Genomic DNA, 22,148 nt, shown 5'->3' on the forward strand with positions numbered 1-22,148 from the left:
TGCTCCTTCAGAAAGGGCAGGTGTTTCCTGCCTTCCCGCCCGCCTGCCAGCCGGGGAGCCCGTCATGAGCCTCAGGCCCACGCTGGACTTCCTGCTGTACCAATGGCTGGATGCCGAGTCGCTGAACCAGCGCGAGCGCTTCGCCGACCATTCGCGCGAGACCTTTGACGCGGTCTTTGATACCTGCGAGCGCATCGCGCGCGAGAAATACGCGCCCTTCAACCGCACGGTGGACACGCAGGAGCCGCATTTCGACGGCGAAAAAGTGATATTGCCGCAGGCCACGCATGATGCGCAGAAGGCCTATGCGGCTTCCGGCATGCTCAGCGCCGCGCAGGACTATGAGGTCGGCGGCATGCAGCTGCCCTATACCGTCGAGGCCGCGGCCAACGCCTTTTTTGCCATGGCCTCGGTCAGCATAGGCTCCGGCCTCTTGACCACCGGCAATGCCAACCTGCTGATGGTGCACGGCACCGAGCTGCAAAAAGAAGTCTTCGCGAAGAACGAATTCTCGGGCCGCTTCTCGGGCACCATGTGTTTGTCCGAGCCGCAGGCCGGCTCTTCGCTGAGCGACGTCACCACACGCGCCGTGCCCGACGGCGAAGGGTTTGAGGCCGACCCGCTGGGTGCGCGCTACCGCCTCAAGGGCAACAAGATGTGGATCTCGGCCGGCGAGCATGAGCTGACCGACAACATCATCCACCTGGTGCTGGCCAAGATACCGGGGCCGGACGGCAAGCTGATCGCCGGCACGCGCGGCATCTCGCTGTTCATCGTGCCCAAGAAAATGGTCAATACCAGAGGCGAGCTTACCGGCGTGCGCAACGACGTGGCGCTGGCGGGCCTGAACCACAAGCTGGGCTGGCGCGGCACCACCAACACCTTGCTCAATTTCGGCGAAGGCAAATACCCGGTGGACGGCCAGGCCGGCGCCGTCGGCTACCTGGTGGGCAAGCCGCATGAAGGCCTGCGCTGCATGTTCCACATGATGAACGAGGCGCGCATAGGCGTGGGCACGGCCGCCACCATGCTGGGCATGGCGGGTTATTACGCCAGCCTGGACTACGCCAAAAACCGGCCGCAGGGCAGGCCGGTGGGTGTGGGCGGCAAGGACGCCTCCCAGCCGCAGATCCGCATCATCGAACACGCCGACGTCAAGCGCATGCTGCTGGCGCAAAAAGCCTACTGCGAAGGCGCGCTGGCGCTGGAGCTCTACTGCGCGCGCCTGGTGGATGAAAACCATACCGCCGAAGCGCAGGCCGCCGACGACGCGCGCCTGCTGCTGGAGGTGTTGACACCGATCGCCAAGAGCTGGCCCAGCGAATGGTGCCTGGAGGCCAATTCCCTGGCCATCCAGGTGCACGGCGGCTACGGCTACACGCGCGACTTCCCGGTGGAGCAGTACTGGCGCGACAACCGCCTGAACATGATCCACGAGGGCACACACGGCATCCAGGCCATGGACCTGCTGGGCCGCAAGGTGCTGATGGAAGGGGGCAGGGGCTTGCAACTGCTGGCCGCCCGCATCAATACCACGATTGAAAAAGCCATACAGCAGCCCGCGCTGGCGGTGCATGCCAACGTGCTGGGCAAGGCGCTCCAGCATGTGGGCAGCGCCACCAAGGCGGCCTGGGCCACGGGCGAACCCGGCGAGGCCCTGGCCAATGCGGTACCCTATATGCAGGCCTTCGGCCACACCGTGCTGGCGTGGCTGTGGCTGGACGTGGCCCTGGCCAGTCTCTCATTGTCCGCGGATGCACCGCATGCGGGGCGAATGGGGGCCATGCGCTACTTTTATCATTACGAGTTACCCAAGATCGACGCCTGGCTCAAGGTGGTTGAAAACCGCGACCTGACCTGCGCCGAGCTGCCCGAGGAGGCTTTTTAATGGCATTTTTCAAACCGTCCGCCGACCCTGTGTCCAACAAGAACGTGGCGCGCCTGCAGGCCCTGATCTGGATACTGATCTACGGCGGGCTGCTGACCCTGGTGCTGGGCCTGTCGGTCCAGCGCACGGACGACGCCATAGGCTGGTCGCTGGTGGTCGTCGGCGGCCTTGTCGCGGCGGTGGGCTTTTTGCTGATCTACGTGCGCTCCCGCATCAACGTGGGGCCCTGAGCAGCGCCTGGACGGAAGTCGCCGCCACGACAGCAGGGACTGCAAGCGGCGCGATGTTGTGCCAATATGGCGAGGTCCGACCCAAGTGAAAACATCGCAGCCGCGGCTGCCTGACACCACCCTCATTTCAACACCATCATCCCCGCCCGGCACAAAGGGAGGGCGCATGAACAACACACACAGGAGACCCTCCATGACCCGTAGCATCCAGCAACTGTTTGACCTCAAAGGCAAGACCGCCCTCGTGACCGGCGGCTCGCGCGGCCTGGGCCTGCAACTGGCCCAGGCGCTGGGCGAGGCCGGCGCCAAAGTCATCCTGAGTTCGCGCAAGGCCGAAGACCTCATCGAGTCCGCCGCCGAACTCAAGGCCGCCGGCATAGACGTCGACTGGATCGCCGCCGACTGCTCGAAAGAAGAGGACATACGCGCGCTGGCCGACGAGGCCATCAAGCGCCTGGGCCATGTCGACATCCTGGTCAACAACGCCGGCGCCGCCTGGGGCGCGCCCGCCGAAGACCACCCGGTGGAAGCCTGGGACAAGGTCATGAACCTGAACATCCGCGGCTATTTCATCCTGAGCCAGCACATTGCCAAGCACAGCATGATCGCGCGCAAGTCCGGCCGCATCATCAATGTGGCCTCCATCGCCGGCCTGGGCGGCAACCCGCGCGAAATGACCACCGTGGCCTACAACACCTCCAAGGGCGCCGTCGTCAATTTCACGCGCGCGCTGGGCTGCGAATGGGGCAAGTACAACATCACCGTCAACGCCATCTGCCCGGGCTTTTTCCCGAGCAAGATGACCGTGGGCACCCTCAAGGCGCTAGGCGAGGAAAAACTCGCCTCGCACGCGCCGCTGGGCCGCCTGGGCGACGACGAGGACCTGAAGGGCCTGTGCGTGCTCTATGCCTCGGATGCCGGCAAACACATCACCGGCCAGTGGCTGGCCGTCGACGGCGGCGTATCAGTCGTAACGGGTGGTTAATATGGCCCCCACGCTCGTCGCTTCGCGTACTGCGCTGCCCCCCGAGGGGGCGCATTTTTCCTTGGGGCGGCCCGGCGGAAAAACATACAGATGAGCTGGGACGAACTGATGGACTTCGGCGCCGATATCCCTTTCGTCAGGCACCTGGGCTTTGAGCTGGAGCTGTTCACGGGTGGCGCCTCGGCCATAGGCTATACACCCCAAGCCGAGCACCTCAACTCTTTTGCCGTGACGCACGGCGGCGCCATCATGACGCTGCTGGACGTGACCATGGCCACGGCGGCGCGCAGTGTGCAAAAAGACATGGGCGTGGTCACCATTGAAATGAAGACCAGCTTCATGCGGCCGGCGCCCGGCGACGGCAGCCGGCTGACGGCCAAGGGCCGGCTCATGCACCGTAGCGCCACCATGGCGTTTACCGAAGCCACGCTATACGATGTGCTGGGCCAGGCCTGCGCGCATTCGACCGGTACCTTTAAATACGTCAAACGCAAGCCCGCCGCCGGCCAGGCGGATGCGCCCGGCGGCGCGATTTCCACCGATTGACGCCCCCCCGCCGCGGCCCGAACGCGGCACACGATTCACAGGAGACCTCCATGCCCATCAACCAGCAAATCCTTCTCGACAACCGTCCCACCGGCGAGGCCAGCGCAAGCAACTTCATGCTGGTCTCCAGCGACACGCCGCCCCTGCAGGACGGCCAGGTGCTGGTGCGCCACCACTACCTGAGCCTGGACCCGTATATGCGCGGCCGCATGAACGACTCCAAAAGTTATGCCGCGCCCCAGCCGCTGGGCCAGGTCATGATTGGCGGCACGGCCGGCGAGGTGGTCGAAAGCCGCTCGCCCAAATTCCAGCCCGGCGACAAGGTCGTCGGCATGGGCGGCTGGCAGGAATACAGCGTGGTCAGCGCCGACCAGCCCGGCGCGCTGCGCAAGGTGGACACCACCCATGTGCCGCTGTCGCACTACCTGGGCGCGGTCGGCATGCCCGGCGTCACCGCCTGGTACGGCCTGGTCAAAATCATAGAACCCAAGGCCGGCCAGACCATGGTGGTCAGCGCCGCCACCGGCGCCGTGGGCAGCGCCTTTGCCGCGCTGTCCAAGGCGCGCGGCTGCCGCACGGTCGGTATCGCGGGCGGGCCCGACAAATGCAAATACGCGGTCGATGAACTCGGCTTTGACGCCTGCATCGACTACAAGCTGCACGCCGACGCGGCCTCGCTGTCCAAGGCCTTGCGCGATGCCTGCCCCGACGGCATAGACGGCTATTTCGAGAACGTGGGCGGCATGGTGCTGGACGCCGTGCTGCCGCGCATGAACGCCTTCGGCCGCATCGCGCTGTGCGGCGTGATCGCCGGCTACGACGGCCGGCCCTTGCCGCTGGCCCACCCGGCGCTGATCCTGACCAGCCGCCTCAAGCTCGAAGGTTTTATCGTGGCCGAGCACATGGAAGTCTGGCCCGAAGCGCTCAAGGAACTCGGCACCCTGGTGGGCACCGGCAAGCTGCGCCCGCGTGAAAGCGTTGCGCAGGGCATTGAGTCGGCGCCTGAAGCGTTTCTGGGTCTTCTTAAAGGCAAAAACTTCGGCAAGCAGCTGGTCAAGCTCATTTAAGCCAAACCCCACAGGAGGTTTGCCATGAACCCCACCCATGAAGTCTTCAACCAGCCCGCGCCGCTGTCGGACTACAACCTGCTGGCCAGCAACCGGCCGCTGCGTGATGCGCTGAAATTCAACGCGCCCGGCCTGGACAGCACGGAACTGGGCCAGCTGGGCGCCGCGCTGGGCAGCAGCGCCATGCAGACCCATGCGCGCCTGGCCAATGTGCACGGGCCGATGCTGCACAGCCACGACCGCTTCGGGCGGCGTGTGGACCTGGTGGAGTTCCATCCGAGCTACCACGTGCTCATGACGCTGGCGACCGGTGCGGGCCTGCATGGCACGCCCTGGACCGATGACGAAGCATCCCCGCATGTCCGGCGCGCCGCGGGCTTTATGCTCTTCACCGAGCTCGAGCCCTCCATCCTGTGCCCCATTTCCATGAGCTATGCGGCCACACCCGCGCTGCGCGGCAACACCGCCATCTACGCCGACTGGGGCCCCAAGCTGGCCAGCCGCGCCTACGACGCCGAACTCAAGCCCTGGCAGGCCAAGGCCGGCCTCACCATGGGCATGGGCATGACCGAAAAGCAGGGCGGCTCCGACGTGCGGGCCAACACCACGCGGGCCGAGCCCTCGGGCCGCGACGGCTGGGGCGAGCGTTATGCCATCACCGGCCACAAATGGTTTTTCTCGGCGCCCATGTGCGACGCCTTTCTGGTGCTGGCCCAGACCCAGAGCGGCCTGAGCTGCTTTTTCCTGCCGCGCGTGCTGCCTGACGGCAGCCTCAATGCGATACGCATCCAGCGCCTGAAGGACAAACTCGGCAACAAGGCCAACGCCAGCTCCGAAGTGGAGTTCGAAGGCGCCCAGGCCTGGCTGGTCGGCGAGGAAGGCCACGGCATTCCGCAGATTCTGGAAATGGGCACCATGACGCGGCTGGACTGCGCCCTGGGCACCAGCGGTTTGATGCGCCAGGCGCTGGCCCTGGCGCTGAACCATACCTCCCAGCGCAAGGCCTTCGGCAAGCTGCTGGTGGAGCAGCCCTTGATGCGCAATGTGCTGGCTGACCTGGCGCTTGAATCCGAAGCCGCCACGGCACTGGCGATTCGCCTGGCCCGGGCCTTCGACCGGCCGGGCGATGCCCACGAAGCCGCCATGGCGCGCCTCTTGACGCCGGTTGCCAAGTTCTGGATCTGCAAGCGCGGCAGCCACTTCGCGCAGGAGGCCATGGAATGCCTGGGCGGCAATGGCTATGTGGAGGAGGGCGGCGAGGGCATCATGGCCCGCGTCTACCGCGAGATGCCGCTCAACTCGATCTGGGAAGGCGCTGGCAACATCATGGCGCTGGACTTGCTGCGCGCCCTGCGCAAGGCCGATGCCGTGGCCGCGCTGGCGCAGGAGCTTGCCGCAGCCAAAGGCGCGCACCCGGCGCTGGACAAACTGGCCGCCGCCTTGCCCACGCGCATTGAAGACATGGCCAGTGAGGTCGAAGCGCGCCGCCTGGCGCAGGACGTGGCGCTCGCGGTGCAGGCCGCGCTGCTGCTGCATACGGCGCCCTCGGCCGTCTTCGGCGCTTTTTGTGATTCGCGCCTGGCCGGCAACTGGGGCCAGTCCTTCGGCACGCTGGGCGCCGGCACCGATTTCGACGCCATCATTGCCCGGGCCATGCCTCGTTAATCCCACAAAAAATCCCGGAGACACCCATGAGCGAGCTGATTCTTCACCACTACCCCACATCGCCCTTCGCCGAAAAAACGCGGCTGATGCTGGGCTACAAAAACCTGGCCTGGAAGTCCGTGATCATCCCGATGATCATGCCCAAGCCCGACGTGGTGGCGCTCACGGGCGGCTACCGCAAGACGCCCATACTGCAAATTGGCGCCGACATTTATTGCGACACCGCGCTGATCAGCGACGTGCTCGAGCACCTGCAGCCCACGCCCAGCCTTTACCCCGAGCCCAGCAAAGGCCTGGCGCGCACGCTGGCGCACTGGGCCGACAACACGCTGTTCTGGACCTCCATGGCCTACAACAGCCAGCCCAAGGGCATCGCGCAGATCTTCGAGAAAGCGCCGCCCGAAGCCGCGCGCGCCTTTGGCGAAGACCGCAAGGCCATGAGCTTTGGCATGCCGCGCCTGCGCGCCGGCGATGCCGCGGCGGCCTACAAGTCCTATCTGCGGCGCATCTCCGACATGCTGGACGACAGGCCCTTCCTGCTCGGCGAGGTGCCCTGCATCGCCGATTTTGCGATGTACCACCCGCTGTGGTTCACGCGGGTGCAGACCCCGGTGCTCGCCGGCATCCTCAAGCTCACGCCGGCCGTGCTGGACTGGATGGACCGCATGGCCGCCATTGGCCAGGGCAGTTCTGAAAAGCTCAGTTCCACCGACGCCATCGCGGCGGCCGCCGCCGCCACGCCCGCGCCGCTGCACGACGAGCTGTTCCAGGACGAGCACGGCATCCCGCTGGGCACCCTGGTGCGGATCACCAGCGAAAGCTTCGGCCCCGAGCCCACCGAAGGCGAGCTGATCGCCGCCACCCGCATGCACTACACGCTGCGCCGCAGCGACCCGCGCGCCGGCACCGTGCACGTGCACTTCCCGCGCATAGGCTATTCATTGAAAGCCGCCACCCCCGAATGACCGGCATCATCACCTGGCGTTTTCTGCCCTTCAGCGCGCTGAACACGCTGGAGCTTTACCAATTGCTGCAGCTGCGCAGCGAGGTCTTTGTGCTGGAACAGGCCTGCGCCTTCCAGGACCTGGACGGCGCTGACACCGAGGCCATGCATTTGCTGGGTGTGCGGGACGGCCGTTTGGCCGCTTATGCGCGCTGTTTTGCCGCCGGCGTGAAATTCGCCGAGGCCAGCATAGGCCGCGTGGTCACCCACGCCTCGGCGCGCGGCGGCGGAACCGGCCATGTGCTGATGAAGGAAGCGGTGGAGCGCCTGCAGGCGCACTGGGGCCCGCAAGCCATACGCATAGGCGCCCAGGCGCGGCTTGAAAAGTTCTACCAGCAGCATGGCTTTGTGCAGAACGGCGAACCCTATATCGAAGACGGCATACCGCACATCGAGATGCTGCGGGCGGCCTGAATGACCCGAATGACCTGAACTACCTGAGTTCCCTGGGTGACACGCGCAAGGGCGCGCCTCATGGACAATTTTCCTATTCAAGCCATCAAGAAAGACACGCAATGATCACGGACTTCAAAGGCAAAACTGCGGTGCTGACCGGCGCGGGCTCCGGCTTCGGCCTGGAATGCGCGCGCCTGGGCGCCAAACTCGGCATGAACCTGGTGCTGGTCGACGTGCAGCAGGACGCGCTGGACAAGGCCGAGGCCGAAATGAAGGCCGCCGGTGCCCAGGTGCTGTCCTTCAAGCTCGACGTTTCCAGCGCCGCGCAGATGGAAGCCATGGGCCAGGCCGTGTACGGGCGCTTCGGCGCGCCGCATTTCGTCTTCAACAACGCCGGCGTGGGCGCGGGCGGCCTGATCTGGGAAAACAGCCTCAAGGACTGGGAATGGGTGATGGGCGTCAACGTCATGGGCGTGGTGCACGGCGTGCGCATCTTCACGCCCATGATGCTCGAAGCCGCCGCCAAGGACCCGTCCTGGCAGGGCCACATCGTCAACACCGCCAGCATGGCCGGCCTATTGAATCCGCCGAACATGGGTGTCTACAACGTCAGCAAGCATGCCGTGGTGGCCCTCAGCGAAACCCTGTACCAGGACCTGGGCCTGGTGACCGACCAGGTCGGCGCCTCGGTGCTGTGCCCCTTCTTTGTGGCCACCGGCATAGGCATGAGCCACCGCAACCGCCCGGCAGATCTCGCCGCCGGCAAGCCCACCAAAAGCCAGATGATCCAGCAGGCCATGACCGGCAAGGCCGTGGGTTCCGGCAAGGTCACCGCGGCCGACGTGGCGCAACTGGTGTTTGACGCCATCGCCAGCAACCAGTTCTACATCTACAGCCACCCCAAGGCCATTAACTCGGTGCAGACCCGGCTGGAAGACGTGCTGCAGGCACGCAACCCGACCGACCCCTTCGCCGACAAGCCCGAGATAGGCCAGCAGCTGAAGGCCGCCTTGCGCGGCGCTTGATGCGCCGCATCTGCCTGGCCCTGGCCGGGCTGTTGCTGGCCGGTTTGCCCTGGGCCGCCTTGGCCCAGCAGGCCGCGTGCCCTGACGGCAAAAAGGCCGACGGCATTGAGCGGGCAGGGGACAGCCGGCACTGCCTGGTCATACGCACGATTGCGCCCGCGCAGGCTTCGGCCCGTATCGCGTCCAGGGTGTTGGTCGTCTTCCTGCATGGCGACAACGGCGGGCGCACTGAACTGAAGGCCGACAGCGGCGCTGCCGCCATGCTCTCCGAAAAACTCCAGGCCGTCACAGTCGCGGTGCAGCGGCCCGGCTACCGCAGTGACCTGGGCACGTCCGACGGCCAGTCCAGCCCGGGCGACGACGACTACACGCCGCAGAACATCGAGATCGTGGCCAGCGCACTGCAAAACCTGCGCAGCCTCAATCCCAATAAAAAAATCCTGCTGGTCGGCCATTCAGGCGGCGCGGCCATGGCGGCGCTGCTGGCCGGCCGTTTCCCCGGCAGCGCTGATGCCTACCTGCTGGCCGCCTGCCCTTGCGATGTGCCCGCGTGGCGGCAGTGGCGGGCCAGTTCGGCCGGCAAGAAGGGCGCCTGGATCAGCCTGTCGCCGCTGGCCGAAGCCGGCAAGCTGCCGCCGGGCACCCTGGTCAGCCTGGTGGTCGGCAACAAGGACGAAAACACCTTGCCCCTGTTCAGCGAAAGCTACGCCCGGGCCTTGCAGGCGCGCGGCCTCAAGACCCGCGTGACCTATGCGATGAACGCCACCCATGTGTCGGTGCTGCGCTCGCCGGAATTCTTGATGCTGGCGGGGGAATTGGCGGAGACGCTGTCGAAATAGAGGGGCTGAGCTATTCTTGGCCTTTCGTTCACCAACGGCCGCCACCATGCTCAAACCCCTGACCTCATTTTTCGCCGCCGCGCTAATGGCCGCCAGCCTGTTGCTGGCCGGCTGCAACGACGCCCCCGAAGCGTCCGCACCCAAACCCGCGGCGGCCGCAGCTGTTTCGGTGGACGCCATCGCGGCCGAGGCCAAGGGTTTTATCGCCGGCTCGCAAATGAGCAAGCGCACGGTCTATGTGTTCTTCGACGCGCAGTGCCCGCACTGCGCCGTGCTGTGGGAGGCCGCCAAGCCTCTCAAGTCCCAGGCCAAGTTTGTCTGGATTCCCGTCGGCATCCTCAACGCCGCCAGCACCTCGCAAGGCGCCACCTTGCTGGCCGCCGGCGACCCAGTGGCCGCCATGGATGAACATGAAGCGTCCATGAAAGCAGGGCGGGGCGGCATCAGCGCGGCCAGCAGCATAGACCCGCAAAAAGACGCCGTTGCCAAAAACACGGCCCTGATGACCCGCATGGGTTTCAGCGGCATCCCCAGCATCGTCGGCATCCATGCCCAGACCGGCGCGGTGGTATCGCAGGAAGGCGCCTTGCCGACGGCTGCGCTGGCGGAGCTGCTGGGCTTGCAGCTGCCGGCGCAGTAAGCCGTATCAGTGCCAGCTGGCGGCCAGCACGGGCGCCAGCGCGGTTTGCTGCGCGACCGTCAAGGTCGTCTGGCCCATGGGCGGCGGTGCAAAGGCGGCCATGGCTTGCACCAGGTTTTGCACCTGCGTGTCCAGCAGCAGCTTGCCGTCGCCGGCTTTGATCTGCTCTACGTGGTAGGCATTGCCCATATACCAGTTCTCCACGATGGCCTTGTCACCCGTGCCGATGATGCTCACTTCCAGGTTGCCGCCGGCTTGGCGGAACCACAGTTGGCTGGCAATGATACCGGCCTGGAACTGCAGCACGTCAGTTTTACCGGCCGTAGTGTCATACCCCAGCACGGTATCCACGCCATAACCACGGCCCATGAGGAAAGTATCATTGCCCGCGCCGCCGACCACCATGTCCTTGCCCGCTTGGCCATCAAGCACATCATTGCCGTCACCTCCGTGCAGGAAGTTGGCCGCCGCATTGCCGGTCAGCATATTGGCCAGAGTATTGCCGCGGCCATCGATGGCTGCGCTACCGGCCAGCTTGAGGTTTTCAAGATTGCCTCCCAGCGTGTAGCTGATACTGGCCTGCACCGTGTCCATGCCGGCGTTCACCTCTTCAATCACCAGGTCACTGGCGTTGTCCACGACATAGCAGTCGTTACCCATACCGCCCGCCATGGCGTCGGCCCCCGCGCCGCCGTTCAACAGATTCGCGGCCGCATTGCCGGTGAGAGTGTTGTTCAAGGCGTTGCCGGTGCCATCAATGATGCCGCTTCCCGTCAAGGTCAGATTCTCGACGTTGGATCCCAGTATGTAGCTGACGTCGGCCTTCACCGTGTCCGTGCCGGCGTTGGCCGCTTCGAGCACCACATCGGCCGCATTGTCCACAAGGTAACAATCGTTGCCCGTACCGCCGGCCATCGTGTCGGCCCCTGCACCGCCGTCGAGCGTGTCATTCCCGGCAAAGGTGATCAGGCTGTCGTTGCCGCCCACGCCGAACAGAGTGGTTCCCTGGTTCGTGAGTCCAAACAACTGATCGTCGCCGGAGGTGGCATGCGCTGCCGCGGCCGCCATGGCCTGTGCATCCCACGCCGTACCGTCCGAGAATTGGATCCGCTCCAGCGTGGAGTAGGCGCTGGTGAAATGGTTCGCGACGGTGAGTTTCTCTGTGTCTATGCTGATGTATAGATTAGCGGCGTCGCGGCTGAGCTGCACTTGCGTCGCCTTGACATCCAGCAATTTCAGGGTATCCGTCACGGTGCCAAGGTCGCCCACTTCACTGACGATGTCATTGCCGTCACCTTTGGACCAAAGATAGGTGTCGGCACCTTGGGCCCCGTTAAGGGTATCCGCGCCTTTGCCACCCTCCAGGATTTCCGCCTGATAAGTGCCGACCAACATGTTGTTGCCGGTGGTTCCCAAGTAAAGAGATGGCGCCGCATCCATGACGGGCCGCTGCCAGGTCGTGCCGTCACTGAACTGGATCTGTTCCAGGGTTCCCGCTCCGCTGGCAAAGTGATTTCTGATTTTGATCTGTTCAGCGCCAATGGTGAGGTACAGGTTGACCGTATCGCGACTGAGCCGCACTTCCGAGGCCTTGACATCCACCAGTTGCAATGTATCCGTCACCGTGCTCACGTCAGTCACTTCGCCTATGCTGTCGTTGCCGTCACCCTGGGACCATTGGAAAATGTCATTTCCGGAGCCGCCATTGAGGGTGTCGTTGCCTTTTCCGCCGCTGAAGAGATTGTCCAAGCCGGCTTTGGCATTCACGGCATCCGCGTCCGCGGTGCCCGTGAGCAGGTTGCTGCCCATGGTGGCCAGGTAAAGGTCAAATCCCTGCCCCTGGATATTGCCCAGCTGCTGCAGCTTGGCAAAGATTTGCGCGCCGATCTCGCCCATGGTCCTGAGGTTGCCCGCGAAGCCGGCGATCATGCCTTGGCCCTGTACCGGATCGGCATCGTATCGGGCCCTCAGCAGGGAGGCCGTGGTGCTCAGATCCAGCGCCAGCGTTTGGGAGGCGGAATCCCATTGCAGGGCAATGCCTTCATAGAGCGCTTTGTATGTGCCCTGAGCCATGAGTTTGCCGTATAGCATCTGGCTGAGGTAAATGTAGGTCTGGTTCAGCCGCAATGCCGCTTCGGGGCCTGGGAAATTCGGGGTGTGGAGGTAGTAGGGGGAATCCTGTACAAAGCCCTTGCCCAAAAGGTTTTCCAGGGCGTAGAGCTTGCGTGCGTCTATGTTGGGGCCGCGGCTGTTGGCCGCATACCGGTCGGCGCCCGTCCAAGCCAACAGGATCTGGTCAAACAGCCCAAGACGCGCCACTGTGTCAGTGCTGTTCATGAAATTCTCCACCAGCCCTTGCAGCTTGCCACTGGCGTCGCGCGCCATGGCCTGGTGCAGGCTGTGCACATTGCCAAAGCCGGCCAGGTCGGGCAAGACGGCAATCGTGCTACTGACGGCCACGAGGTCAGTATCAATGGTGCGCGCGGTGTCCACCGCAAACCAGACATCGTCCATGGCGCGGTTTTGGCCCCCCGTGGTGGTGAAACTACCGGCTTGCAGGTGCTGGTTTCCATTGGAGTCTGTCACGGCTTGTTTGGTGTAGCCGGTGTTCAGGCTTTGCACGCCGGCTTCGCTCAAAGTCAGCAGTTCGCCAGCATCGACCACGCCGTTGCTGTTAGCGTCTTTGAAAACACGCAACTGGTTAAAGACGGCGTCGCTCGCATCAACCATGTTGTCTTTGTTGGAATCCAACTCGGCCAGCGCGGCAAAGCCGTTGGCGGCCTTTTTGCCGTTCTTGAGAAGCGTGTTGTTGCCGAACAGTTCGGTGCCGTTGTCGATCTGGCCGTTGCCGTTTTTGTCCCAGACCAGCAGGCCATCGTTCTCGTCGACCCAGCCTGTTAGTTCTGCAAACTTGTTTCCGTCGTGATCGAAATGGATGCCGGCGGTTTTACTGATTGTCTCGGCGCCATTGAGGCCGTCGAGATCAAGAATCAGGGGACTGAGGGTTTGTTCGGCTGCACCGAACTGGGTGCGTAGGCAGCTAACGAGGTCATTGGTGGGCCACGACATAGGCAGTGCCTGGTTTAACGCATTCTCAAGGGTTTTTTGTTGATTTGTATCGAGATCTAACAACTGCTGACGGTCTTGATCCAATAGGGCTTTTAAATCACTCGGCGCAATCACGCCTGGCTCGGGATTCCAGTTTCTCCCATCCCATTGCATGAGTTGCCATTCACCGTTTAACTGGCGTTGCCATTGTCCAATCTGTTCTAGATTGAATGGAAGAGTGGGTGAATGGGCCAGATTTACTTGAGTGCCAAGACCAAATCCGAGGGTATTAAATGGGAGGTTGATGAACTTCCCAAAAAACTTAATTGCGTCACCAAATGTCATAACTGCGATCCTGAAAGAATTGCGATAGCGATGCGGGCAAACACGTACAACAGAAACCCGGCTTGAGGTACTCCCAGAACAAGAAGTGCCACAAGAAAGAAATCTCTATTTCTTCCTTGCGCGTTTCTCCAAGCCACCCAACAACCCACGTCGAGCAGTGGGACAACAAAAAACAAAGAGATCAAAAATGCGTTCATTGGGTCTTCCTCAGGCGCATCTCTGTTTACGATGCACTAGCGGACGGACTGTAGAGACACGAGAAGAAGAGCGCCAATAGTGTTTTGACATCGGCGCATACACATCTCTCATAGGGAGAATGGACACAGACCCAGTAGCTATCGATCCGACGGTTGTGTTGAATGTGCCGCCGCTTCGCCAGTGGCGATAGTTGATTTCCGCCAATGAAATCTTGTCAGCCAGATAGCCAATAAAAGAGCCGGAGCTACCAGGATCAATTGAAATCGAAGGAGAAGGATCGAGGGTTCAATTACTTCTTGCCATGGCACTCCTGATTTCCAACCCATGAGCGGCCATACAAGAAAACTCAGAATTCCGCATGCCGTACCCGCGGTTGGCCAGGCTTTTGTTAAATGAATGTCAAATACCCATGTGCTACTCATGGCAAGGTGAATCGCCCAGGCTGCAACCCACACCGCAGCCAAGGCAAATGAACTGCTTGGTGACCGGAGCTCTTCAACGGCCGCTACAAGCGTCATATATAGGGCAGGCATCGAAAGCGCGTAGGTAAACACCACGACAAAAAAACGCAGGATCACGTTAACTCCTCATCACAAAGATCAGATTACCGACTGAACGCGATGACTTTATGAAGTTGGCGGCTTGATTGAATTGGAACTTCGGAAAAGCGAAAGCGATGAAAGCAAAAGAGGATGCGTCCGAGCAATTCAGGCCGATTCATTTCGGCAACCCACTCAAAAACAAAGCGCGGAGCTTACAAGCCAAAGCGCGCAACTTCCGGGTGTCGCATCGTCCCCAGGCAACAATCGTGACTTCTTTGCCCGCAAAAAGACATTGGCCTAAGTCATTTGGTTTATCTGGCGCCTGATCGGAAGGCGTGCGACCGGCCTTTGTGTCCATGCGCAAGGAGAACCACAGACAACCCCCATGAATGAATACACAAGGGCGATGCTTATCGTGTGGTTTTTCCAGGCAACAGCGAGACAGGCCGTTCCGCGTGCGGCGCGCTCGCCCCATTGCTTCCCAGGTTGCAGCGCCACGACCCGGCCAGCCACAGGGCCACCGTCTCCTCATGTGCGCACTGCAGCGCGCTGACGATGTCGTGGCCCTCGATGTTTTCGCATGGAGGCTCGTACGGCTCACGGCAGCAGAGATGCCAGAGGTGGTTGGCGTGGTAGATCTCACTCGGCAGCCCGGCCGGCAGCGGGCCGCCGCCCTTGGCCGCCTGCCCGTGCCGCCAATAAGTACCCGCCATGTTGGCCATGTGCGGCAAGCTTGGGTTGAATAAGGGTTCGCGCATTTTCTTGACTCCTTCACGGTTTCACGGTGTGGATGTCTTGCGGTCTGCTGTTTTTCAACGCAAGACGGTTGAACCGGTGCGGAGCTTATGCGCTGTGCCGGGCGCTTGCTGGGCTATCGCCACTTCTTTGCCCGCGGATGGACAAAGTTTGGCTATTTGGGTGATATTCACTTCTTTGCGGGCGTATGACTGACCTGGTGGCTGGTCTCTGGAGCGGCCCTCAGCCCAACCCTCTCCCAGGGGGAGAGGGGGCAAAGCGGGAAGAGCAGGGTGGGAGGCGGCGAGGAGGCCCGCCGACCTTCACTTAGAACAGCACGCGGCTGCGAATCGTGCCTGGCACCTCGGCCAGCTTGGCCAGTGCCATGTCGGAATGCGCCGCGTCGATGTCGATCACCACATAGCCCACGGCCTCGTTCGTCTGCAGGTACTGCGAGGCGATGTTGATGCCGTTGCCAGCGAATACCTTGTTGATGTCCGAGAGCACGCCGGGCACGTTGCGGTGGATGTGCAGCAGGCGGTGTTTGCCGGGGTGGGCGGGCAGCGCGACTTCGGGGAAGTTGACGGAGGAGGTCGAGGTGCCGTTGTCGCTGTACTTCACGAGTTTTTCGGCGACTTCTATGCCAATGTTTTCCTGGGCTTCCATGGTGGAGCCGCCCACGTGCGGCGTCAGGATCACGTTGTCCAGGCCGCGCAGCGGTGACTCGAACACATCCTTGTTGCTGCGCGGCTCCACGGGGAAGACGTCGATCGCGGCGCCCAGCAGCTTCTTGTTTTTCAGCGCCTGGGCCAGCGGCTCGATCTCGACCACGGTGCCGCGCGAGGCATTGATCAGCACGCCGCCGGGCTTGATGGCGGCGATTTCGGCCGCGCCCATCATCCACTGCGTGGCCTGGGTTTCAGGCACATGCAGGCTCACCACGTCGGACTGGGCCAGCAAGTCCTTGAGCTGGGCCACCTGGCGCGCATTGCCCAGGGGCAGCTTGGTGACCACGTCGAAGAACACCACATGCATGCCCAAAGCCTCGGCCAGCACCGAGAGCTGCGTGCCTATGGAGCCGTAGCCGACGATGCCCAAAGTCTTGCCGCGGATTTCATACGCGTTCTCGGCCGACTTGAGCCAGCCGCCGCGGTGCGCCACCGCGCTTTTTTCGGGTACGCCGCGCAGCAGCAGGATCGCCTCGGCCAGCACCAGCTCGGCCACCGAGCGGGTGTTGGAGTAGGGCGCGTTAAACACCGCGATGCCGCGCTCGCGGGCCGCGACCAGGTCGACCTGGTTGGTGCCTATGCAAAAGCAGCCGACGGCGGCCAGCTTGCCGGCCTGGGCAAACACCTCGGCCGTGAGCTGGGTGCGCGAGCGTATGCCGACAAAATGCACGTCGGCGATCTTGGCCTTGAGCTCGCCGTCGGGCAGGGCGCCCGGCAGGCTTTCAATATTGGAGTAGCCCGCGGCCTTGAGAACCTCCACGGCGGAAGGGTGTATGCCTTCGAGCAGCAGGAATTTGATTTTGTGCTTGTCGACCGAGGTTTTGTTCATGGAGGCGGCGCGGTGCTGAGTAAAGGGCCACCCAGTATGACGCATGCCAAATACCCATGCAGGCGGACGGTTGGTGCCGCCTGGCCCTTTGCCGCGGTCTCGGCCGGCGGCCCCGGCACTCAATGCCAGGCAGCCGCCAGTACTGGCGCAAGCGCCCTCTGGTAAGACGGCGGCAGTGTGGTCTGCCCCGCGGCCGGTGGCGCAAAGGCGGCCATGGCTTGCACCAGCTTGTCGACATCGACGTGCTGCAGGGTCTTGCCGTCATGGGTTCTCATCTGCTCCACATGGTGGCGGGTGCCCAAGTACCAATTCGTGATGGTCACCATGTCGTTGGTGCCGATGATGCGCACCTCCAGGTCGTTGGAGACCCGGCGCAGCCACAGCTGGCTGGCCTGAATGTCTCCTCTGAGGTGGTCATTGAATACCAGCTCATCCCGGCTGCCGGCGGTGGGGTCATCTTCTTCCACCACGTCCGCTCCATAGCCACGCCCAAACCAGTAAGAATCCCCACCAGCCCCACCGGCCAAAGTGTCGCGCCCATCCCCACCCATCAGGCCGTCGTCGCCGTCACCGCCAAGCAGCCTGTCGTCGCCGGCGTCGCCCCACAGGATGTCGTTGCCGTTATCGCCCTGCAGGAGATCGTTGCCGCCTCTGCCATACTGGTAGTCGTTGCCCTCCTGGCCGAAGATGCTGTCGTTGCCTTCTCCGCCATCAAGCAAGTCATTGCCTGCGTCGCCATTGAGCCGGTCATCGCCCGCCTGGCCGTTCAAGGTATCGTTGCCGTCGCCGCCCGATGCCGTGTCGTTGCCGTTCTCGCCATTGATTGCGTCATCGCCCGCCTGGGCATAGAAGCTGTCGTTGCCATTGCCGCCTAGCAGGGTGTCGTTGCCGGCTCCGCCGTCCAGGGCATCGTCACCCTCATCGCCTTGCTGCAAGTCGTTGCCGTTTTCGCCGTACAGCTTGTCGTTGCCGGCCTGGCCGAACAGGCTGTCGTTGTTATCACCACCCCACAGGGTGTCGTTGCCCGCGTCGCCATTGAGCCTGTCATCGCCCGCCTGGCCATTCAAGGTGTCGTTGCCGTCGCCGCCCGATGCCGTGTCGTTGCCGTCGTCGCCCTGCAGGAGGTCGTTGCCGCCTCCGCCATACTGGGCGTCGTTGCCCCCCTGGCCGAAGATGCTGTCGTTGCCTTCTCCGCCATCAAGCAAGTCGTTGCCTGCGTCGCCATTGATCGTGTCATTGCCCGCCAGTCCCCAGACGGTGTCCTTGCCGGCAAGTCCGGACACGGAGTCGTCGCCGTCGGTGCCCATCAGGCTGTCGTCGCCGTCCGTGCCCACCAGTCGGTTGACGGGCGCGCTGGCGACGCTGGCTTGGCTTTCCCGGGTACCGCCGCCATCGGTATAACTGACGGACAGGCGCACACTCCGGCCGGCAAGCTGGGGCGTGAGCGTGAGGCTGGCGGCCGTGGCCCCGGCGATGGCGCTCCAGCTGCGGCCATCGGCCGACGCCTGCCACTGGTAGCTCACGCGGCCCAGGCCGTCCATATCGGTCACCGTGCCGGTCAGGCTATTGCCTTGGCGCATTGTCGTCGTGCCCGTGATGGGCGTTGTGCCGCCCTGCAGCCTGAGCTCGACCTTGGGCGCGTCGTTGACGGCCGTGATATTGAAGCTCAGGGTGTTGGGCGCGGAGTCAAACAGGCCATCCTGGCTCTGGACCGAAAGCAGCATGCTGGCATAGCTGTCGCCGTTGGCATTGGCCATCGGGCTGAAGGTCAGGCGGCCGGCGGCCAGGTCGGCGGCGCTGATGATTTGCTCCAGCGCGACGTTGGCGCCCCTGAGGCTCAGGCGTCCGGCGTCCGGCAGGCTGTCGATGCGCACGCCGGTAAAGCTGTCGCGGGCATCGGCGTCGGTAAAGCCCAGGTCCGCGGCCGTGATCGCATAGCTGCCGTCTTCGACCAAGGTGATGGTCTTGGCGCCGCCAAATGCCATCACGTCGCCGTTGGCAAACTCAATCTCCTCGATGGCAAAGCCCTGCGTGCCCGGTGCGGCAAAGTTGATGCTGTCACCGGTCGCAATGGACAGCGTGATGCGGCCGTTGGCCAGGCTGGCGCCAAGCTGGCTTGCCGTGATGCCGGCACCGAACACGATGCGGTTCTTGCCGCTGGCATCATCTATGGTGTCGTGTCCGTCCCCCAGGTTAAAAAGGTAGCTGTCGCTGCCGGCGCCGCCGTTCATGGCATCCGCGCCGTGGCCGCCGCACATGGTGTCGTCGCCTTCGCCGCCTTCGAGCAGGTTGTTGCCCGTATCGCCGGACAGCGTCTGCGCCCGCCGGCCGCGGCCATGGCCTGTGTGGGCCATGGCCAGGATCCTATTCATATCCCATAGCGTTCCGTCGGCTGACTCGACAGCCGCCAGCAGGTATTTCGAATACCAGGGGCCGCCAGTTTCGCCGGCGTAATAGTTTTCCAGCGTGACCGAGTCCGTGCCGTTATTCACCCACGTGAGCACCAGGTCGGTCCTGTTCCGGATCACCCTGATGCCGTCCAGGCTCAGCCCGCCAAGCTTCAGAATGTTTTGCGACTCAAAACCGACGGTGGAGCCGTGAATGCGCAGGGTGTCGTTGCCGTCGCCTTGGTTGAAGACAAAGGTGTCCTCCTCGTCGGGCACGGGGTCCACCTCAATGGTGTCATCTCCCCATCCCCCCTCCAGGGTATCTTTGCCGCTGCCGCCCCAAAGGGTGTCGTTGCCTGCCTTTCCGGCCAATTTGTTGGCCCATCTGTCGCCGATGAGGCTGTCTTTGCCTGGCGTTCCGACGGCGCCCTCCAGGAGTAGCAGGGAGTCGCTGGGGCTGACCACTCGTTTGAACCACGCCGATGACCAAGCTACAAACTCTTGGGGGTCGCTGTAGTCGACAAAGAGCCTGTTGGCCGAATTTCGGGACAAATCGAGTTCAATCTGGACGGTCGTCATTCCGCTGTAGTCCACGGTGTCAAAGCCGAAACCGCCATTCAGGCGATCTCCCGAGGTTTTTATATCTTTCCGATCCTCATCGCCCAGCAGGATCCAGTCGTCACCGTCCTCGCCGTAGACCTTATCGCGGCCTTGGCCGCCGTTCAGCGTATCCTTACCCGCACCGCCATAAAGGATGTCGTTGCCCAGTGCGGCGAACACGCTGTCATCGCCACCGCCCCCTGAGAGCGTGTTGTCTAACGCATTCCCCGTCAGGCTGTCGTCGCCTGATCCGCCCACGGCGTTTTCAATCTTCGCGCCGAAGGCAATGGCGATGTTTTTGGTCATTCCCGCCGCGTCGCTGAAGGCGCCTTCGTTGAGGTCTATCCGTGACGCCGTGGTGTAGCCCGACAGATCCAGCGTATCGATGCCGCCGGCATCCCAGATGCACAGAACGGGTTTTGTGTTGACGCTAAAGTTGAAAATTCCAGCAATATCCCCCAGGCCCGAGGCATTAAAACCGTAAGTGGTGTTGCCTGTTCGGGTGCTCATGTTGGCGCCGTAGGCTTTATGCACTGCGGCGATGTCATGGAGTTGCGGCGTTTGGGGAAACTTGTTCCTGTAATCGGCGCCGCTGAGACTCGCGGCTGGGTATGACATGACCGCGTATTGATGGGTGTCTTCCGCATAGACACCAGAATAAACTTTGTTTGAATCGTTAGTCGTATGGGAAAGGCCAATGCCATGGCCAATTTCGTGAAGCAACACCATACCAGGGCCCCAGGGGAGGCCTAGGTGGGGTAGCGACGTACCACTGTCCCAGACGGTTTTTTTGATAAAGACCTTACTCTGCTTAGCAAAGTGGTCCCCTCTATCTTGTGGATCAGCAGGATTAGGCCACTCAGTGATTCCGTCCCAGGCCTCATCACAGTCGCTAGTTGCGAAATAGATGCACTTGACCCCGCTACCGGGATCTGGATCGGGAATCTCGTCCACCAAGTTGAAGCGCACGTTCGCGACATCAGCCCAAAGCCTGAGCGCCAACTGCGTTTGACGCTTTTGCTCCTCCGTAAACGGGATACCCATTAGATATCGCTCGTCCTCGTCGTGGCGACTAGCCAGTGTCTCCAGCTCCGACTGTGAATAGAAATGGTAGGTGTAGGTTACGGGCAAACCTCCGGCAGGGGTGGCCCACTCGCGTATGAAATTGTCTGCGGCTTGCTCGGAAGTCCAGTGGGGCAGAGGTGCTGGCATGGCGTGCGTCCTTGGGGTCTTGGTGGGCCGGGATAAGGTTTCACCCTGGCTCCCATTTGCCGCTCTTGTTCGCGGCATCCGCTGGCCCCGTCAGGAAAGCGAATCAGGTCACCATGGATGTGTGAGAGATGCTAGCCATGGCCGCATGGTGACCCGAGCGAAATTGTTTTCTTGCGGACAATTTTTGTGAACTTCTGGGCTACACCGCTATTCCAGCACCCGGCCCGTGGAGGGATAGTCGCGCGACAGCACCTGTTCGTCCGTGAGGTCCTGGCCTTGCCAGATCGTGACTTCCGAAGCGCCGGCGCCCAGGGCCATCTCGTGCAGGGCCCGTATCTCTATCTGGGTGAAACCGCCGGCCGGATCGCCCTGGGGATGGAAGATGACGCGGGGCGCGGCGGCGAGGGCGCTGCCCTTGGGCAGCTTCTTGATAAAGGCCTTGAGCAACTGCTGGCCCATGGTGAAGTCGGACACCAGGGTGCGAGGATGGCTGAAAGGGTTGAGCACCTGCGCCGACTTGCTGGACTTGTACAAGGCCGCCTCATCGCCGGCGCCCAGCACCTTGGGCTTGGGTCCGCGCGAGAGGGCGATTTCGGGTGGTTCAGACACAAAGGCACCGGTCCTGGCGTTGCGCACTGTCAGGCGAAACGGCGACAGGCGTATATACAAAGGTGGCTGGAAAAGTTCGAACATGGTGCGAAAAATCCCCGTGAAATTCAGCCTTCGGAAAAAACGGCTTTCAGCGCCGCCAGCAGCCTGGCGCCCGCCAGCTTGAGCCGGCTCTTCAGGCGGCGCGCCACACGCCAGGCCCAGGAAGCCCTGGCCTGCGCGATGAGCTTGTCTTTCCAGGCCTTCCAGGGCGTGTAGAGCCGCGCGAACCAGGCCATGCGCATCAGCGCCGGTTGCGTCAGCTGGAACAGGCGGGCCGCCATCGCCGTTCCCGCGATCTTCGCTGCAAGAATCAAGCCCAACCCGACGGTGATGTGGCCCTGGCCGAAGAGATATAGCGCCAGCAGCTTGATGGGAATCAGCGCCAGCACGGGCACGCCGAAGGCGAGCAGCGCGGCCCAGGGCGGCAGGCCGGTGATGAAGCGCTCCAGCCGGCCCCACCAGGGCAGCCGGCCCAGCGCCGCGAAGGCAGCGGCCAGCGGTTCCCAGCCCCATTCCTCGAACAGCAGGAACAGGGCCACCGGGGCCAGCAGCAGGCTTCGCAGGATTTTTTTGAGTCTGTTCACGCGGG

General features: G+C 62.9%; 20 protein-coding genes. 12 read left to right on the plus strand and 8 right to left on the minus strand.

Translation table 11 applies throughout. The features are described from left to right. The first annotated feature begins 64 nt into the window (after positions 1 to 64). The 11 genes from ACEN9P_RS22965 to ACEN9P_RS23015 all read left to right on the plus strand — a co-directional run bounded on the left by ACEN9P_RS22965 (position 65) and on the right by ACEN9P_RS23015 (position 10,284). Positions 65 to 1,888 carry an acyl-CoA dehydrogenase gene (locus tag ACEN9P_RS22965; RefSeq protein ID WP_495620558.1) on the plus strand — a complete coding sequence of 608 codons (1,824 nt, stop codon included), beginning with the start codon at positions 65 to 67 and terminating at the stop codon, positions 1,886 to 1,888. Continuing rightward, positions 1,888 to 2,118, plus strand: a complete 231-nt coding sequence (locus ACEN9P_RS22970; RefSeq protein ID WP_477663111.1) for a hypothetical protein — start codon at positions 1,888 to 1,890, stop codon at positions 2,116 to 2,118. The genes ACEN9P_RS22965 and ACEN9P_RS22970 overlap by 1 nt, the downstream gene beginning before the upstream one ends. Before the next feature lie 193 nt (positions 2,119 to 2,311). Beyond that, entirely contained in the window at positions 2,312 to 3,103 is a 792-nt protein-coding gene (locus ACEN9P_RS22975; protein ID WP_477663112.1) for an SDR family oxidoreductase, read from the plus strand. A 90-nt stretch (positions 3,104 to 3,193) separates the two neighbouring features. Further along, the gene (locus tag ACEN9P_RS22980; protein WP_495620559.1) at positions 3,194 to 3,649 is read left to right on the plus strand and encodes a PaaI family thioesterase; all 456 of its coding nucleotides are present in this window, start codon (positions 3,194 to 3,196) and stop codon (positions 3,647 to 3,649) included. Positions 3,650 to 3,699: 50 nt separating this feature from the next. After that, on the plus strand, positions 3,700 to 4,716 hold the full coding sequence (locus ACEN9P_RS22985; protein ID WP_477663114.1) for an NADP-dependent oxidoreductase: 1,017 nt from the start codon (positions 3,700 to 3,702) through the stop codon (positions 4,714 to 4,716). A gap of 24 nt (positions 4,717 to 4,740) precedes the next feature. Next, positions 4,741 to 6,381: an isovaleryl-CoA dehydrogenase gene (locus ACEN9P_RS22990; RefSeq protein ID WP_495620560.1), complete on the plus strand. Its 1,641-nt coding sequence runs from the start codon at positions 4,741 to 4,743 to the stop codon at positions 6,379 to 6,381. Between the two features lie 26 nt (positions 6,382 to 6,407). Then, complete coding sequence (locus ACEN9P_RS22995; RefSeq protein ID WP_495620561.1) at positions 6,408 to 7,346, plus strand: glutathione S-transferase family protein; 939 nt, start codon at positions 6,408 to 6,410, stop codon at positions 7,344 to 7,346. Then, positions 7,343 to 7,798, plus strand: coding sequence for a GNAT family N-acetyltransferase (locus tag ACEN9P_RS23000; protein WP_495620562.1), 456 nt, complete (start codon positions 7,343 to 7,345; stop codon positions 7,796 to 7,798). The genes ACEN9P_RS22995 and ACEN9P_RS23000 overlap by 4 nt, the downstream gene beginning before the upstream one ends. A 101-nt stretch (positions 7,799 to 7,899) precedes the next feature. Continuing rightward, a complete protein-coding gene (locus ACEN9P_RS23005) occupies positions 7,900 to 8,805 on the plus strand; it encodes an SDR family oxidoreductase (RefSeq protein WP_477701038.1) in 906 nt (301 codons plus the stop codon). Then, on the plus strand, positions 8,805 to 9,644 hold the full coding sequence (locus ACEN9P_RS23010) for an alpha/beta fold hydrolase (RefSeq protein WP_495622222.1): 840 nt from the start codon (positions 8,805 to 8,807) through the stop codon (positions 9,642 to 9,644). The genes ACEN9P_RS23005 and ACEN9P_RS23010 overlap by 1 nt, the downstream gene beginning before the upstream one ends. Before the next feature lie 46 nt (positions 9,645 to 9,690). Beyond that, positions 9,691 to 10,284, plus strand: a complete 594-nt coding sequence (locus ACEN9P_RS23015; RefSeq protein ID WP_495620563.1) for a DsbC family protein — start codon at positions 9,691 to 9,693, stop codon at positions 10,282 to 10,284. Between the two features lie 6 nt (positions 10,285 to 10,290). Here ACEN9P_RS23015 and ACEN9P_RS23020 read toward each other — a convergent pair whose 3' ends face one another. The 3 genes from ACEN9P_RS23020 to ACEN9P_RS23030 all read right to left on the minus strand — a co-directional run bounded on the left by ACEN9P_RS23020 (position 10,291) and on the right by ACEN9P_RS23030 (position 14,453). Then, a complete protein-coding gene (locus ACEN9P_RS23020; protein ID WP_495620564.1) occupies positions 10,291 to 13,677 on the minus strand; it encodes an SPM autocatalytic domain-containing protein in 3,387 nt (1,128 codons plus the stop codon). After that, positions 13,674 to 13,874, minus strand: coding sequence for a hypothetical protein (locus ACEN9P_RS23025; RefSeq protein ID WP_495620565.1), 201 nt, complete (start codon positions 13,872 to 13,874; stop codon positions 13,674 to 13,676). The genes ACEN9P_RS23020 and ACEN9P_RS23025 overlap by 4 nt, the downstream gene beginning before the upstream one ends. A 138-nt stretch (positions 13,875 to 14,012) precedes the next feature. Continuing rightward, positions 14,013 to 14,453: a hypothetical protein gene (locus tag ACEN9P_RS23030; protein WP_495620566.1), complete on the minus strand. Its 441-nt coding sequence runs from the start codon at positions 14,451 to 14,453 to the stop codon at positions 14,013 to 14,015. Positions 14,454 to 14,551: 98 nt separating this feature from the next. Between ACEN9P_RS23030 and ACEN9P_RS23035 the strand changes: the two genes are divergently transcribed. Further along, complete coding sequence (locus ACEN9P_RS23035; protein WP_495620567.1) at positions 14,552 to 14,743, plus strand: hypothetical protein; 192 nt, start codon at positions 14,552 to 14,554, stop codon at positions 14,741 to 14,743. 84 nt (positions 14,744 to 14,827) lie between these two features. Here the strand turns inward: ACEN9P_RS23035 and ACEN9P_RS23040 are convergent, their stop codons facing one another. From ACEN9P_RS23040 to ACEN9P_RS23060, 5 genes are all read right to left on the minus strand, one after another. After that, positions 14,828 to 15,175, minus strand: coding sequence for a hypothetical protein (locus ACEN9P_RS23040; RefSeq protein ID WP_495620568.1), 348 nt, complete (start codon positions 15,173 to 15,175; stop codon positions 14,828 to 14,830). 304 nt (positions 15,176 to 15,479) lie between these two features. Next, a complete protein-coding gene (serA, locus tag ACEN9P_RS23045) occupies positions 15,480 to 16,709 on the minus strand; it encodes a phosphoglycerate dehydrogenase (RefSeq protein ID WP_495620569.1) in 1,230 nt (409 codons plus the stop codon). A 119-nt stretch (positions 16,710 to 16,828) separates the two neighbouring features. Further along, positions 16,829 to 20,206, minus strand: coding sequence for a M10 family metallopeptidase C-terminal domain-containing protein (locus tag ACEN9P_RS23050; protein ID WP_495620570.1), 3,378 nt, complete (start codon positions 20,204 to 20,206; stop codon positions 16,829 to 16,831). A gap of 909 nt (positions 20,207 to 21,115) precedes the next feature. Next, positions 21,116 to 21,601 (minus strand): rod shape-determining protein, encoded by a 486-nt coding sequence (locus ACEN9P_RS23055; RefSeq protein WP_495620571.1) that lies wholly within the window; start codon positions 21,599 to 21,601, stop codon positions 21,116 to 21,118. Between the two features lie 23 nt (positions 21,602 to 21,624). Continuing rightward, positions 21,625 to 22,143, minus strand: a complete 519-nt coding sequence (locus ACEN9P_RS23060) for a hypothetical protein (RefSeq protein WP_495620572.1) — start codon at positions 22,141 to 22,143, stop codon at positions 21,625 to 21,627. Positions 22,144 to 22,148 lie beyond the last annotated feature (5 nt).

This window comes from Polaromonas sp. Polasp52 (assembly GCF_059491565.1).